General features: G+C 70.6%; 10 protein-coding genes. All 10 read right to left on the bottom strand.

What is annotated here, in order from left to right; translation table 11 throughout:
• Positions 1-111 precede the first annotated feature (111 nt).
• Positions 112-3,387 carry a LamG-like jellyroll fold domain-containing protein gene (locus ABZ564_RS25710; RefSeq protein WP_360860913.1) on the bottom strand — a complete coding sequence of 1,092 codons (3,276 nt, stop codon included), beginning with the start codon at positions 3,385-3,387 and terminating at the stop codon, positions 112-114.
• Between the two features lie 231 nt (positions 3,388-3,618).
• A complete protein-coding gene (locus tag ABZ564_RS25705) occupies positions 3,619-4,716 on the bottom strand; it encodes an NADH:flavin oxidoreductase/NADH oxidase (protein ID WP_360860911.1) in 1,098 nt (365 codons plus the stop codon).
• A 121-nt stretch (positions 4,717-4,837) separates the two neighbouring features.
• Positions 4,838-5,116: a DUF1876 domain-containing protein gene (locus ABZ564_RS25700; protein WP_164640429.1), complete on the bottom strand. Its 279-nt coding sequence runs from the start codon at positions 5,114-5,116 to the stop codon at positions 4,838-4,840.
• Positions 5,117-5,204: 88 nt separating this feature from the next.
• Positions 5,205-5,585: a hypothetical protein gene (locus tag ABZ564_RS25695; protein ID WP_360860909.1), complete on the bottom strand. Its 381-nt coding sequence runs from the start codon at positions 5,583-5,585 to the stop codon at positions 5,205-5,207.
• Between the two features lie 34 nt (positions 5,586-5,619).
• The gene (locus ABZ564_RS25690; RefSeq protein WP_360860907.1) at positions 5,620-8,847 is read right to left on the bottom strand and encodes a glycosyl hydrolase 115 family protein; all 3,228 of its coding nucleotides are present in this window, start codon (positions 8,845-8,847) and stop codon (positions 5,620-5,622) included.
• Between the two features lie 20 nt (positions 8,848-8,867).
• The gene (locus ABZ564_RS25685; RefSeq protein ID WP_360860906.1) at positions 8,868-9,953 is read right to left on the bottom strand and encodes an endo-1,4-beta-xylanase; all 1,086 of its coding nucleotides are present in this window, start codon (positions 9,951-9,953) and stop codon (positions 8,868-8,870) included.
• Positions 9,954-10,107: 154 nt separating this feature from the next.
• Positions 10,108-12,522 carry a glycoside hydrolase family 3 N-terminal domain-containing protein gene (locus ABZ564_RS25680; RefSeq protein ID WP_360860904.1) on the bottom strand — a complete coding sequence of 805 codons (2,415 nt, stop codon included), beginning with the start codon at positions 12,520-12,522 and terminating at the stop codon, positions 10,108-10,110.
• 52 nt (positions 12,523-12,574) lie between these two features.
• A complete protein-coding gene (locus tag ABZ564_RS25675) occupies positions 12,575-13,468 on the bottom strand; it encodes a carbohydrate ABC transporter permease (RefSeq protein WP_360860902.1) in 894 nt (297 codons plus the stop codon).
• 4 nt (positions 13,469-13,472) lie between these two features.
• Positions 13,473-14,402: a sugar ABC transporter permease gene (locus ABZ564_RS25670; protein ID WP_360860900.1), complete on the bottom strand. Its 930-nt coding sequence runs from the start codon at positions 14,400-14,402 to the stop codon at positions 13,473-13,475.
• Positions 14,403-14,404: 2 nt separating this feature from the next.
• On the bottom strand, positions 14,405-15,658 hold the full coding sequence (locus tag ABZ564_RS25665) for an extracellular solute-binding protein (RefSeq protein WP_360860898.1): 1,254 nt from the start codon (positions 15,656-15,658) through the stop codon (positions 14,405-14,407).
• Positions 15,659-15,697 lie beyond the last annotated feature (39 nt).

The raw sequence follows: 15,697 nt of genomic DNA, 5'->3' as shown, positions 1-15,697 counted from the left end.
GTGTTGCGGCGGGGTGCCGGCCGCCCGGCGGGCTCGCCTGGGCAGCCGGAAGCTCCCGGCGGTGCGGGCTCGTGCCGCGCACCGCCGGGAGCGGTCCCTGAGGGCGGGGTGTTACGCCTTCCCGCCGTCGTGCAGCGCGGTCACCTCCTGGTCGGTGAGCGCCTTGTCGAACACCTGGACCTGGTCCACCGAGCCGTTCCAGAAGTCGGTGTTGTTGCCCGACCACTTGGCGCGGCCCAGGGACAGGGCGCCGCTGCTGACCTCGGCCGATCCGGCCGGGGCGGTGGAGGCGAGCTTGCCGTCCACGTACAGCTTGATCTCGTCACCGCTGCGGACCCCGACCAGGTGGTACCAGTGGCCGAGCTCGGGCTTGATCTCCAGGCGGGCCCGGTGGGCGCCGGGGGTGGAGAAGGCGAACGCGCCCTGTCCGTACTGGAGGTAGAAGGGGTTCTCCTGGCGCCGGCCGTCCTGGCTGACGACGGTGGCGTAGTTGCCCGGGAGCGCGTCCAGGGACGCCCAGGCGGAGACGGTGTAGTCGCCGGTGGTGTCGACGACCGGTCCGTCGGTCTCGGCGTACTGGCCGTTGCCGTCGAACTTCAGGGCCGAGCCGTGCACGCCGGTGCTCCAGGACGTGCCCTCGGAGAGGGTGAGGTCCTTGTGGTTCGGGCCGCTGTCGGCCGCCTTGGTGCCCTTGTTCTCGTCGAGGGACCAGGAGCCGCCACCCTTGACGGGGGTGCGGGTGCCCGCGGCGGCGCCGGCGGCGATGACCTCCTGGTTGATCTTGCGGACCTGGGCGGCGTCGACCTTGATCTCGCGGCGGTCGTACGTCCAGAGGCCGTTGAGCTCGTTCTCCAGGTCGGTCACCTGGGTGTAGATGGAGCCGGAGAGTTCGGCGCCGGCCGCCTCCAGGTAGTACTTGCGGGTGTTCTCGACGTACTTGGCGGTCAGCGCGGCCTTGTCGGCGACACCGCTGTAGATCACGGTCGGGGCGCCGGGCCACATGTGGCCGGGCATCCGCAGGGTGAAGCCGCCGTGCTCACCGTCCATCGCGGCGCGGTTGGCGTCCGGGAAGGCCGGGTCGGTGTTGTTGTAGTCGTGGTGGTCGATGATGTCGCCCTTGCCCGAGTCACCCTTCGAGTTGCAGCAGTTGACACCGCTGTGGGCGTTGACGATGCGCGAGGGGTCGGCGGCCTGGACCTGCTCGGTGAGCTTGCCGGTCTCGGTGCGGTCCCACTCGCCCCAGCCTTCGTTGAAGACGATCCAGGAACCGATCGAGGGGTAGTTGTGGAACTGCTTCATCATCTCGGCACCCTGGTCGATGAAGGCCTTGTGGCCCTTCTCGGTGGGGAGGTTGCCGGAGACGAAGTCCTGCCACACGAACAGACCGAGCTGGTCGGCGTGGTAGTACCAGCGAGCGGGCTCGACCTTGATGTGCTTGCGCACGGAGTTGAAGCCGAGGTCCTTCTGCGCCTTCAGGTCGAAGACCAGCGCGTCGTCGCTGGGCGCGGTGTTCAGACCGTCCGGGTAGAAGCCCTGGTCGAGCTGGGCGAGCGAGAAGAACGGCTTCCCGTTGAGGACGATCTTCTGGTAGCCGCCGACCTTGGCGATGCCGACGGAGCGCATGCCGAAGTAGCTGCCGACGGTGTCCTTGGAGCGGCCGTCCTTGAGAGTGACCTCAAGGTCGTACAGGTACGGGTCGTCCGGCGTCCACAGGTGCTGCTCGGCGACGGGCAGGCTCAGGTCGCTGTTGGCCGGTCCGGTGACCGTGCCGACGACCTTGCCCTTCTTGTCGCGGGCGACCGCGGTGATCGTGGCGGACGCCGAGGCGTCCTCGGAGTTCACCTTCAGGGCCAGGCGGCCCTTGTCGATGTCCGGGGTGGTCGTCAGGGAGTCGACGGCCGCCGGGGCGACGGGCTCCATCCAGACGGTCTGCCAGATACCGGAGGAGGCGGTGTAGAAGATGCCGCCGGGGTTGGCCGACTGCTTGCCGGTGGGCTGGTCGGCGCCGGTGGTGTCGGTGACCGCGACGACGATCTCCTGCGGGCCGCTGCCCTTGATCGCGTCGGTGATGTCCGCGCTGAAGGCGGTGTAGCCGCCGGTGTGCTCGGCGACCTGCTTGCCGTTGACCCAGACGGTGGCCTGGTAGTCGACGGCGCCGAAGTTGAGCTTCAGCCGGTTGTTCTTGCCGTACTTGTCGCCCTTGACGGCCCAGTTCTCCGGGACGGTGACGAGCTTGCGGTAGAACATGTGGTCTTCGTGGCGTTCGAGACCGGAGAGCTGCGACTCGACCGGGTACGGCACGGTGATGCGCTCACCGAGCTTCTTGCCGAAGACGGGCTGCTCGCCGGCCTTGGCCCCGGCGAACTCCCACTGGCCGTTGAGGTTCTTCCACTTGTCGCGCACCTGCTGCGGCCGGGGGTACTCGGGCAGCGGGTGGTCGCGGTCGACCTTGTCGCCCCACTTGGTGGTGATGCGGTGCGTGGAGTTGTTGGTGGCCGTGCGGTTGATCTCCGGGACGGTCTCGCCGCCCGACTTGAGGCCGGCCTTCCCGTCGTACGCGATCTTGACGCGCTGGTCCTTGAGGACGGCCGCGTCCAGCTCGACGACGAGTTCCTTGCCGTCGCCGGCCCGGGTGACGGACTTGACCGGCATCGGGGTGGTGTCGGCCTCGACGGTGAGGTGGTTCTTCAGGTCCGCGTAGTCGCTGACCTCGTCCTCGAAGACGGCGTGCAGCTCCGTGCCGTTGTCCGCGACGCTCAGCCCGACCGGGTAGACCTCGAAGTCGGCGGGCGGGGTGAAGGCGGATTCCGGCACGATCTGCTTGGCCTGGTTCGCGCTGGACCAGCGCAGGAACATGTTGGCGCCGCCGATGTCCTGGAACATCTCCAGCTTGAACGTGTGCGGCTCGCCGGCCTTGAGCGATATCGGCTGGCTGGTCTGCTCGTTGTCCCAGTCGGGCACCCAGTGGTCGATGACGGCCTTGCCGTCGATGTAGAGCCGGAAGCCGTTGTCGCCGCTGGCGGAGAAGGTGTAGTCACCGTCCTCGGGCGCGGTGATGAAGCCGGTCCAGCGGGCCGTGGTGTTCTCCGTGCGGCCGGTGGTGGACTGGAACGTGCCCGTGAGACCGGGGAAGTTGATCTGCGGGTCGAGGGCGACCCCGCCGAGCTTGTCGAAGTCCCGCGCGCCGGGCGCGGACATGCTGAAGTACTCACCCTTCAGCCCGTGGACCGTGGTGGCCGGGTCACCGGCCTTGAACGTGGTCGATGCGGCGGACGCCGGGGCGGCTGCGGCGGCCGGGACAAGGGTGGCACCGAGGGGGATGAGGAGCGCGGCGGCGCAGGCCGCTGTCCTGAACAGAGCGCGGGGGTGGGGCGTTTGTCGTCTCAAGGCGTCGTCCTGTCGAGAGAGCTGAAGTGCCTCGTACCCGTGAGGCACAGCACACAATCGAACATTGAGCCACAGCACCAAACGCAAAACAACAGTCGTGCAGAAGGTTTTTTCAACGATAGAAAATGAGGGCGGTGCGGCCCGGACGGAGGGCGCACGCAGACCGCCCCCTTCGCACACCTTGGGTGCGAAGGGGGCGGCCGGGGCGAAAGGGAACGCCGTGACAGCAGGTCAGATCACATAGCCGTACTGCTCGGGGGCGTGTACGGTGCCGTTCAGCGCGCGGGCGGCGTCCCGGGCCCAGGAGGGGCTGCGCAGCAGTTCACGGCCGAGGAGCACCGCGTCCGCGCGGCCCTCGGTGAGGATCTTCTCGGCGTGCTGCGGGTCGGTGATGAGGCCTACGGCCGCCACGGGCATCGAGGTCTCCTTCTTCACGCGCTCGGCGAAGGGCACCTGGTAGCCGGGGCCGGTCGCGATGCGGACGCGGGGGGCGTTGCCGCCCGTGGAGACGTCGAGCAGGTCCACGCCGTGGTCCCGCAGGAGCGCCGCCAGCCGCACGGTCTCGTCGGCGGTCCAGCCCTCGCGCTCGTCCTCGGGGTTCTCGGTGAGCCAGTCCGTCGCGGAGACGCGGAAGAAGACCGGCAGCTCCTCGGGCCACACCTCACGGACGGCGTCGACGACCTGGAGGGCGAAGCGGACGCGGTTCTCGAAGCTGCCGCCGTACTCGTCGGTGCGGCGGTTGGTGTACGGGGAGAGGAACTGGCCGATCAGGTAGCCGTGCGCACCGTGCACCTCGGCGACCTGGAAGCCCGCGTCGACGGCCCGCCGGGCGGCCTCGCGGAAGTCGTCGACCACGCGGCCGATCTCGTCGGTGGTCAGCTCGTGCGGCACCGGGTAGCCGTCGTCGAAGGGCAGCGGGCTGGGGGCGACCGGGGTCCAGCCGTGCGCGTCGGGGCCGACGGGGCCGCCGCCGGTCCAGGGCGCGGCGGTGGACGCCTTGCGGCCGGCGTGGGCGAGCTGGATGCCCGCCACGGAGCCCTGCGCCTTGACGAAGTCGGTGATGCGACGGAACGCCTCGGCCTGGGCGTCGTTCCAGATGCCGAGGTCGGCCGGGCTGATCCGCCCCTCGGGGCTGACCGCCGTGGCCTCGGTGAGGATCAGCCCGGTGCCGCCGGTGGCGCGGGCCGCCAGGTGGGCGAAGTGCCAGTCGTTGGGCACACCCGTCTCCGGCCCCTCCACCGCGGCGCTGTACTGGCACATGGGCGCCATCCACACCCGGTTGGGCACGACAAGCGACCTGAGGGTGCAGGGCTCGAAGAGGGCACTCACGACGGGACTCCGTTTCGCCGGGTACGGAAGGATCGCTAGTACGATACATCCCGTACTACGACGCCCGTCAAATTACGACCGCCCCGTACGAGGAACCCGGCCGTGCGCCTCCTCCTTCGGGTCAGCGGGGTTTCAGCGGGTACGAGCTGCGGCCGGCCGCCTCGTCGATCTCGTCGTGGGCCTTGGTCAGCAGTTTCATCGCCAGTTCGTTGAGCGCGCGGGCTCCGGCGATCTCCTCCCCCACCCGGGGCTGCTCGGCGTCGGAGGGGTGACGGCTGGCGTAGCCGTGGGCGCGTACCTCCTGTCCATCGGAGAGCCGCACCAGGGCGGCCGCGCGGGTGCGGTGGGTGTCCTCCTCGAATTCCAGCTCGATGTGCCAGCCGACAGCGGTTCGGGTCATGGCGCTCACCTCCGGAAGGTCTCCCCTCCAGGGTGCGCCTCGCGCGCGAACGGCGCGCGAGCGGGCGCGGCGGGCGGCCGGGGGTTGCTCAGGAGCCGGCCTCGCGCCCCCGGCGACGGAGCGGGATGGAGGCGTCCGCGTCGTACATCTGGTTCCAGCTGCGTCCGGCACCCGAGGACCAGGTGACATGGGCGGTGCCGCCGTCGGTGCGGACGGCCTCCACCGTCATGGCCCGGTCGCCGTCGCGCACGTCGCCCCGGCGCAGCTCGTCCGCCCTGACGGTGACCGGGTCCGCCGGGCCGCTCTCGGCCTCGTCCGCCGCGAGGCCGAGAGCGGCGGCCAGTTCCCGGGCGCGGGCCGGGGTGCACAGGAAGGTGAGCTCGCCGGACGGTGTGGCGGCCCGGATCCCGACCTTCGCCCCGGCGGGGGCGACCGCCAGGATTCCGGTGTCCTCGTGCCCGTTCGTCATCGTTCCGCACCTTTCCGCGTTCCGGCCCCCGGGCTCAGTCCAGCCGGAGGCTTTCCGGCGGGCCCAGGTAGCTGGGTTCGAGGCCGCCGGTGTCGATCACCAGGTTCTGGAGGACCACCGTCGGGTCGACCATCCAGAATTTCAGCACATGCACACCGGGGTCGGTGATGCGGTGGACCGTGGTGGTGATGTTCACGTTGTCGGAGGTGTGCCGGGCCCACTGGGCGTTCATGGTCCCGTCGTCGGCCCCGGTCGCCTTCGTGACGTTCACCCGCTGCGGGGTGGCGTCGTCGAAGGAGACGGCGTAGGTCAGCCCGTCGGTCGGCAGCGGGTTGTTACGGGGCGAGAGGTACGTGTGCAGGGTGACCGGGCCGGTGGTGAAGAGGCTGACCCGGTACTCCAGGCGCGGGCCCCGGCCGCCGGGTGTCCGGCGGGCGGCGGTCACCGGGAAGGGCTCCATGCCCGCGCCCGTCCGTCCGATGTCCGGGATGCGCTGCCAGGTGACGCCCCGGCCGCCGACGGCCCGGTGGTAGTGGTCGGCCTCGATGGACACGTATCCCCCGGCCTCGACGAAACCGCCGAGCCGGGCGCGGGGGAGCTTCGGGCGGTCGGCCACCGCCGTGACGACCACCTCCGTCCCGTCCGGCCCCGTGACGGTGACCGGCACCTCGGTCACGCCCCCCGGCGCCCGGTCCCAGTCGACGCGCAGGGTGATCCGGTCCTGCGTGGTGACCCGGCCGCGCACCCGGTCGGCGGTCAGCCAGGACGCTCCGGTCCGCACCCGGTAGTCGAACGGGGCGCGGCCCCGGTTGAACACCTCGATGTACTGCGCGGGCCGCGTCTGGTAGGGGCTGAAGGCCGGCAGCACGGCGGGGGCGGTCTCGTGCGGCCACCAGGCCGTGGAGCCGTCGACGGCGACGCCCATCTCGGCCCGTGCGGGCAGGTCCACGCGCTTGACGGCGGGGAAGAGCACGTCCTTGATGGCGACGTTGTCGATCTCGGGCTGCTGCCAGGGGGCGTTGGGGCCGTAGCGTTCGACGTCGCCGTAGTCGATGTGCGGCTGGGTCTGGAAGCCCCGCCACTTGCCGCCCGCGATCTTCGTGTTGAAGCGGTCGGCCAGGGCGAAGTCGTCGGCGAGCCGCGCCTCCGCGGTGGCCGCCAGCTCGTTGGTGAGGGCCCGGCCCTGAGCCGCGTAGTGGAGGTTGGTGAACTCCGCCTCGCGCAGCGCGTACAGGTTGGCGGTGGCCGCCACCTCGTAGCCGACCAGCTCGTACCAGGCGTCCTGGGCAAAGGCCGGCAGGCGGCGCCCGATCCGTTCGGCCCGCTCGCCGAGCAGGCGCCACTCCTCGGTGACGCGTTCCAGCTCGCGGTAGTGGACGAGGCTGAAGGGGGACGCCTGGTCGTCGTGGACGACGGCCGAGCTGTCGGTCGCCGGGTCCTTGGCCGGGTCGAGGGTGATCCGGCGGTTGAGGAGCTCGGGCTTGCGGCGGGCCTGAAGCCGGGCGTACTCGCGCAGGACGGAGGCGATCTCGGCGGCCTGCTTCTCGCCGAAGTTCTGCCGGGCGTAGGTCTCCTCCCATTCCGGCAGCCGGTCCAGGCTCCAGCGCTCCGGGTTCCAGGCGTACTCCAGGAAGAACTGCGTGGGCAGTTCGTTGCCCTTGAGGTCGCCCACGTTGGTCACCCACAGACCGTGGTTGCCGTAGGCGGCGCACTGGTGCAGTTGGTCCCACATGTTGGGGAGGGAGGCGGTGTCGACCCACTTGTAGTTGCGGCCCACGCCGACGTAGTCGAAGTGGTAGTAGAGCCCGTAACCGCCCTGCCGCGAGCCCTCGGCGGGGTCGGGGAGCTTGCGGATGTTGGCCCAGTTGTCGTCGGTGAGGACCACGGTGACGTCGTCGGGGACGCGCAGGCCCCGGTCCCAGTAGCGCTGGACCTCCTTGTAGAGCGTCCAGACCTGCGGGATCGTGGTGACGTCCTTGCCGGAGACCTCGGCCAGGATCTGGCGCTGGGTGGCGATGATCTCGGTCATCAGCTCGATGCCGTCGCCGTCGGGGAGGCTGACGTCGCCGTTGCCGCGCATGCCGAGGGTGACGACGCCCTCGAAGTCCTCGTCCCTCATCCGGCGGATGCCCTCGGCCCAGTACGCCTTGAGCGCTGCGGCGTTGCGGCGGAAGGACCACTCGCCGGTGCCGCCGTAGGGGTCGTGGCCGGGGGTGGTGATGTTGCCTTCGCTGTCGCGTACGGCGGCGACGGCGTGCCGGTTCCATTCCTCGATGCCGCGCATCATGGGGGCCTCGTGCGAGGTGCCCATGACGACGCCGTACGCCTTGGCGGTGGCGTGGTTGAGCGGGTCGTCCTCGGCGAAGGCGCGGCCCCAGACGGCCGGCCACAGGTAGTTGGCCTTGAGCCGGAGCATGACCTCGAAGACCCGGGCGTAGAAGTCCGCGTTGAAGCCGCCCTCGTGGCCGGGCGCCTTGCCGGGGCCGAAGTGGGCGGGTGCCCAGGTGCCGAGGGCGGGGTTCTCGTCGTTGATGAAGAACCCGCGGTACTTCACGGCCGGGGTCCCCTGGGTGTGCCGGCCGGGCCGTACGTGGATCTCGTCGCGGTGTACGGGGGTGACGTCGTCCCACCAGTACCAGGGCGAGACCCCGATGCCGCGCGAGACGTCGTACGCGCCGAAGATCGTGCCGCGCTGGTCGCTGCCGGCGATGACGAGTGCCCGCTCGACCCCGGGCAGGGGCTTGTCGACGACGGTCTGGAGGCTGGTCTCCCACTTGCCGCGGATCGAGGAGACGTCGAGCCGGCCTTCGGCGACCAGCCGGTCGATGAGCGGGCTGCGGCCCACGGTTCCGATGATGGTGATCTCGCGCGCCCCGGGCACCGCCCCGTGCGAGAGTGCGGGGCGGACGCCGGTGACGCGTTCGATGTCGTCGCAAAGGTCGCCGGCGACCCTGACGACCCCCGGCCAGTCGCGGTCGCTGACCAGGACCGGAGCCGCCCGCCCGTGCCTGACCAGCGGGAAGCTGCCGCGCGAGGCGGTGAACGAGATGTAGGCGCCGGGGTCGGTGGGCCGTGGCGCGGGGCCGTGCCCGGTGGCCGACGCCTCACCCGTGAGTCCGACGAGGGAGCCGAGCGGTGTCGCGGTGAGCGCGGTCAGCCCGAGGCCGAGGCCGAGCACCGATCTGCGGCTGGTGCGGCGCGGGATGCCGGTGCCGGGGGTATCGGTAGCTGGGGTGCCGCTGTCTGGGGTGCCGGTGTCCATCCTGCTTCCCTTCTCCGTGCTCAGTTACGGCCGGCGGCGAGCAGCAGGTCGTCGCGCAGGGCGCTGTAGGCGGGCTTGGCCCTGTAGTTCTCGTCGAAGAGGTTGGCCGCCCCCTCGCCCTCGAAGGTGTCGGGCACCCAGGAGTACTTGTCGGTGAAGCCCCACACCGTGAAGTCGGTGCACTTGCGGGTGAGCAGGCAGCCGCGCAGCAGGACGTCGTAGCCCTCGGCCTGCGCCTCCTGCTTGGTGCTGTCGGAGGGCATCGGGACGCGCACGTCGGCCTCGGTGATCGCGGTCTCCAGGCCGAGGTCGTCGAACCGCTTCATGTTCTCGGCGATGTCGTGGGGGGCGTTGTACTGGACGGACAGGTGGCCCTGGATACCGACGCCGTCGATCGGTACGCGCTGCTCGCGCAGCTCGACGACCAGGTCGTAGAGGGCGGTGCTCTTGGCGTTGACGCCCTCGATGTTGTAGTCGTTGATGAACAGCTTGGCCTTGGGATCGGCCTCGTGGGCCCAGCGGAAGGCGTCCGCGATGTAGCCGGGGCCCAGCTTCCGGAGCCAGATGCTGTCGCGCAGGGTGCCGTCGTCGTTGAACGCCTCGTTGACGACGTCCCACTGCCAGATGCGGCCCCTGAAGTGGCGGGCCTCGTCGGTGATGTGCTTGCGCAGAATGGCGCGCAGTTCGTCGGCGGTGAAGTCGCCGGTCGTGAGCCAGCCGGGCAGCTGGTTGTGCCAGAGCAGGGTGTGGCCGCGCACGAGCTGGCCGTTGGCGCGGGCGAAGTCGACCAGCTCGTCGGCCGCCTTCCAGTCGTACGTGCCGCGGCTCGGCTCGACGACCTCCCACTTCATGACGTTCTCCGGGGTGACCGAGCTGAACTCGCTCGCGGCCTTCGCGCGATAGGGCGCGTCGTCGGCCAGGGCCGCCATGTCCACGGCGGTGCCGATGCGCACGCCGGACCGCTGGCCGAGGGCGCCGAGCGTGGTGGCCCGGGTGTCCTTGCGCCCGCCGCCGTGATCCGACTGGGCGAAGGCGTTGATGGTGCACGGGGCGAGCAGTGCCGCGGCGGCGGTACCGACCAGGACTGCCTTGATTGGCTTGCGCATGACAGAAACCCTTCGAGAGGCGCACGGCCGGTTTCCCGGTGACCGGACAGGACGTACGCGGGTGTGGGTGTTTCGAAAGTTTCGTGGATCTGTGGACCGGGCGGGGGCGCTGCGGTAAGGGCCGCGGCGCCCCCGCCCGGTGGTACGGATGCGGTCAGCCCTGTACGGGGGCCGCCGCCGGCACGGGTTCGACCAGCGCGTCGCACACCAGCCGGCGCCGGTGGTCGAGGGTGCGCTCGGGGCCCGTGAGGCGCAGGTGCACGGTGTGCCGGATGTCCTCGGCACCGCTGGAGGTGGCGAGCCGCAGCTCCAGCGCTCCCGGCTCGACGACCCGCCGGCCGCCGATTCCGGTGAAGGACACCAGGTCGGCGTGGAACCGGAAGCGCACGCGCGCCTCCTGGCCCGCGTCGAGCGGCACCCGGGCGTAGCCGATGAGCCGGGTGTCGGGCCGGGTCGTCTGGGCGACCGGGTCGTGCACGTACAGCTGGACGACCTCCGCGCCCGCCCGGTCCCCGGTGTTGCGGACGGTCAGCTCGATGTCGGCGGAGCCGTCGGTGGGGATCTCCTTCGGTGCCGGGGCTCCGGGCTCCCAGGCGAAGGAGGTGTACGTCAGCCCGTGGCCGAAGGGGTACAGCGGTGTCGGGTCCAGGTTGCTGACCCCGTTGGCGAGTCCGAGCGGCGGCTGGAGGTACGTCCACGGCTGGCCGCCCGGGTGGCGCGGGACCGAGACCGGCAGCCGGCCGGAGGGGCCGACCCGGCCGGAGAGCACGGAGGCGAGGGCCGGGCCGCCCTCCTCACCGGGGAAGAACGCCTGCACCACGGCGGCGGTGCGGTCCGCCCAGCGGCCGAGCGCGTACGGCCGGCCCGTCAGCAGCACCAGGACGACCGGGGTGCCGCTGTCCAGCAGCGCGTCGAGCAGTTCGCCCTGGACGCCCGGCAGCGACAGGTCGTCGGCGTCGCAGCCCTCGCCGGAGGTGCCGCGCCCGAACAGCCCGGCCCGGTCGCCGAGCACCGCGACGCACACGTCCGCGTCCCGGGCCAGGTCCACCGCCTCCGCGATGCCCGAGGTGTCCGTGCCGTCCACCTCGCAGCCGGGGGCGCCGGTGACCGTGGCGGCGGGGAACTCGCCGCGCATCGCGTCGAGCACGGTGGGGATGTCGATGCCCATGGCGGTCTCGGGGTGCAGGACGCCGACGTGGCTGGGGAAGGAGTAGCAGCCGAGCATCGCCAGCGGATCGTCGGCGCGGGGTCCGACCACGGCGATCCGCCCGGCACCGGCGAGCGGCAGGGCGCCTCGCGGGTTGGCGAGCAGGACCACGGCCTGTTCGGCGAGTTCGCGGGCGAGGGCGCGGTTGCGCGGCGGGTCCAGGTCGATGGTCTCGCGCGCCTGCTCGGGGTCGGTGTCCCGCAGGAGCGCGGGCAGCGGGGTCCAGTCGGGGTCGAGCAGCCCGAGTTCGCACTTCTGGAGAAGGACCCGGCGCAGCGCGCGGTCGACGAGCTCCTCGGGGACGGTGCCGGCCTGCACGGCTGCGACGAGTTCGTCGCCGTAGCTGCGGACGGTGGGCAGTTCCACGTCGACCCCGGCGCGCAGGGCGAGGCGGGCGGCGTCGGCGCGGTCCTCGGCGATCTTGTGCAGGGTCTCCAGGAAGCCGATGGCGAAGTAGTCGGCGACCACGGTGCCCTCGAAGCCCCAGGTGTCGCGGAGCAGGCCGGTCAGCAGGGCGGGGTCGGCCGCCGAGGGCACCCCGTCGATCTCCGCGTAGGACTGCATGACCGAGCGCGCGCCGCCTTCGAGGAGGGCCATCTCGAACGGCGGCAGGATGACGTCGGCGAGTTCCCTGGCCCCGGCCCTGACAGGCGAGAGGTTGCGAGCGCCGGCCGACGCCGCGTACCCGGCGAAGTGCTTGAGGGTCGTGACGATCCCTGCGGACTCCAGGCCCCGCACGTAGGCGGTGCCGATGGTGGCGACCAGGTAGGGGTCCTCGCCGATGGTCTCCTCGACGCGGCCCCAGCGCAGGTCGCGCACCACGTCCAGGACCGGGGCGAGGCCCTGGTGGATGCCCACGGACCGCATGTCGGCGCCGATCCGGTGGGCCATCTCGGTGACCAGGTCCGGGTTCCAGGCCGCGCCCCAGGACAGCGGGACCGGGTAGGCGGTGGCGCCCCAGGCTGTGAATCCGGCGAGGCACTCCTCGTGGGCGAGCGCCGGGATGCCGAAGCGGCCGGCGTCGGCGATGGCCTGCTGGGCGCGGGCCAGCGAGATCGCGCCGACGGCGGGGTCGACGGGGGCGGTGCCGAAGGGCCGGGTCAGCTGGCCGAGGCCGCGCGGGATCAGCGCGTCCCAGTCGATGTCGCCGACCATCTCGTTCTGGTGCGGGGCGACCCCGTCCCCGTCGGCGTCGGCGCCCACCCAGATTCCGTACAGCTGGGCGGTCTTCTCCCGGAGGGTCATCCGGGAGACGAGATCGGCCACACGCTCCTCGGGGTCCAGGGCGGGGTCTTGCCAGGGGCCGTCGACGGCGGTGGCCGTTTCGGTCCTGCGGGCGTGCGGAACAGGGGGGTTTGCCATGGCGGCGGGGATTCCTCTCAAGAGTGCGGTGGTACGCGGCGGCATGGGTGCGCTATTTGCCGCCCACCCCCATCAGTCCGTTGACCAGTGCCTTCCGTGCCACGAGGTACACGGCGAAGATCGGTACGACGGAGAGCACGATCGCGGCCAGCACGGCCGGGATGTTCACCCCGAACTGGGACATGAAGTTGAAGAGACCGAGGGTCAGCACGCGCTTCTCCTCCGACTGGGTCAGGATCAGCGGGAACAGGAAGCCGTTCCACGCCTGGAGCGCCGTGTAGATCGCCACGGTGCTGATGCCCGCCTTGGACATCGGGATCGCCAGCTGCCACAGCATCCGCAGGGACGAGGCGCCGTCGAGCGCCATGGCCTCGTACATCTCCTCGGAGACGTCGCGCATGGTGCCGCTGAGGATCAGCACCGCCACCGGCATCGCGAAGGCCGCGGTCGGCAGGATGATGGCCGGCAGGCTGTCGTACAGGCCCATCTTGCTGATGAGCAGGTAGAGCGGCACGATCACGGCCTGGGCGGGGATGGCGACGCCGAGCAGGAAGGTGCGGAAGGCGAGACCGGAGAGCCTGCTGCGGGTGCGTACCGCGACGTACGCGACGGGGATCGAGAGGACCAGCACGATCGCCGTGGTCGCCACCGCGACGATCGCCGTGTTGGAGAGCATCGTGGAGAAGCCGCTGTCCAGCACGGTGCGGTAGTTGTCGAGCGTGGGGTCGGTCGGGATGGCCAGCGGGTCGCCGTTCAGCGCCTCGTCCTGGCGCATCAGGGAGGACGAGACCAGCGTGTAGAGCGGGACGATCACCAGCACGAGCCAGACCAGCGAGCCGAGGCCGGCCAGCGGGTTGCCCCACCTGCGGCGGCGCCGGACGGTGGCGGGGCGGGTGCGGGTCAGGGGCTGTGCGGGGCGCGCCGCGGGGCGGGTGTCGATCGACATCGCGTCACATACCTTCCCGGGTGGAGCGCATGTTCCCGAAGCCGCTGAAGCGGACGAGGATCAGCGAGATCGCGGTGGCCACGACGACGAGGGCGGTCGCGATCGCGGCGGCGTACCCGAGGTCGTAGGTCTGGAAACCGGTGCGGTACATCAGGTAGGGCAGGATGGTGGTGTCCGTGCCCGGACCGCCCTTGGTCATGATGAGCACGGTGTCGAAGTAGGTCAGCGAGCCGACGATCATCAGGACCGAGGAGGTCGTGATGGTGTTGCGCAGCTGCGGCAGGGTGATGTGGAAGAACTGCCGGAACATGCCCGCGCCGTCGATCTCCGCGGCCTGGTAGAGGACCTGCGGGATCTGCCGGGTGCCGCCCTGGTAGATCAGGGTGTGGAAGGGCATGAACTGCCAGCCGCCGACGAACGCCACGGTGAGCAGCGCGCCGGTGGACGAGCCCATGATGTTCGGGTCGATCCCGAACCAGGGGCCGATCGTCTGGATCACGCCGAAGTTGGGGTCGAGCAGCGCGTGGAAGAGCATCGCGATGGCGGTGGTGGACAGCAGCAGCGGGATGAAGAAGATCGCGGAGAGCACGGCGCGGCTGCGCTGCCGTCCGGCCGCCCAGACGCCGAGGAGCAGGGCCACCGGGGTCTGGAAGGCCCAGCTGATGGCGGTGAGGAGCAGGCTGAGCCAGGCGGCCTGGCGGAACTCGGGGTCCTTGAAGAGCCGCGTCCAGTTGGCCGTGCCGGCGGAGGTCGGGGAGTTGAGCCCGTCCCAGTGGCAGAAGGAGAGGTACACGGCGATCGCCAGCGGGACGATCGCGAAGAGGGCGAAGAAGAGGATGCCGGGCAGCGCCCAGACGACCGGGGGGCGGCCGACGTTTCCGGCGGCCGCCTTCCGTCCTCCGCGCGTCTTCGGTGACGAGGAGACGTGGGACATCGTTACTTGACGGCCTTCATCGCGGCGACGAACTGCTCGGGCGTGGACTTGCCGGCGAACAGCTTGCTGATCTCGGTGAGCAGCGGGGTGGCGGTCTTGGATTCCAGCGCCTGGTCCCAGGAGAGGGTGAAGTCGGGGGCCTTCTGGACCATCTCGTACTGGTCGGTGGCGAACTCCGGGTTCGGCGATCCGCTCAGCATGGAGGCGGCGTTGGAGGTGGTGGGCACGTCGCCGTTGTCCACCAGGGCCTGTGCGTAGGACTTGGAGGCCATGGCCTTGAGGAAGGCTATCGCCGCGTCCTTGTGCTTGGTGCGGGCGTTCACGGACCAGTAGTTGGTGGGGTTGCCGACCACGGCGGCCGGGTCGCCGACGCCGCCGGCGACGGTCGGGAAGTTCGTCCAGCCCAGGTCCTTCTTGGCGAAGTCGGGTGCCTTGCCGAGCTGGGTGGAGTACTCCCACGAGCCCATCAGGTGCATGGCCGCCTTGCCCTTGTTGAGCAGGGTGGGCGCACCGCCGTTGCCGTAGTCGACGGAGTTGAAGTTCTTGCCGAAGGCGCCGTCGTCGACGAGCTGCTTGACGGTCTGGGCGGTCTTCAGGACGGCCGGGTCGCCCCAGGCGGAGCTGTCACCGTTCTGGATCTTGCGGAAGACGTCGGGGCCGCCGATCCGGTCGAGCAGGTACTCCATCCACATCAGCTCGGGCCACTTGTCGGAGCCGCCGAGCGCGAACGGGGTGATGCCCTTGCCCTTGAAGGTCTTGATGGCCTTCTGCAGGTCCTCCCACGTCTTGGGGACCGTCACGCCGTTCTCGGCGAACAGGGTCTTGTTGAAGAAGAGCATCACGGGCTGCATGCCGCGCATCGGGACGCCGTAGACCTTCCCGTCGAGGCTGCCGGCGGTGACGATCGACGGCAGGAAGCCGTCCTTCAGGGTGGCGTCGTTCTTGAACGTCGAGGTGAGGTCGACCAGCTGGTTCGCGTCGACGTACGGCTTGATGGAGCCGCCGCCCCAGTTGAAGAAGATGTCGGGGGCGCTGGGGGAACCCATGGCGCTGCGGAGCTTGTTGACGTAGTCGGTACCGGGGACGGAGACGAGCTTGACCTTGACGTCGGAGGTCTTGTTGAACTCCTTGACCGCCGCCTGCTGCACCTTCACCGCGTCGTCGCCGTAGACGTACGCGGTCAGCGTGCCGCCGCCACCGCCGCCGCCGCTGCCGCCTTCCGATCCGCAGCCCGCCAGGACTCCCGCCATGACCATGGCCGCACCTGCCGCGGTCCATCTCGCCGCACGCCTGCC

Origin of the sequence: Streptomyces sp. NPDC019224, from assembly GCF_040632605.1 — a bacterium.
GTDB lineage: Bacteria > Actinomycetota > Actinomycetes > Streptomycetales > Streptomycetaceae > Streptomyces.
This window is presented reverse-complemented; position numbering and strand designations above follow the sequence as displayed.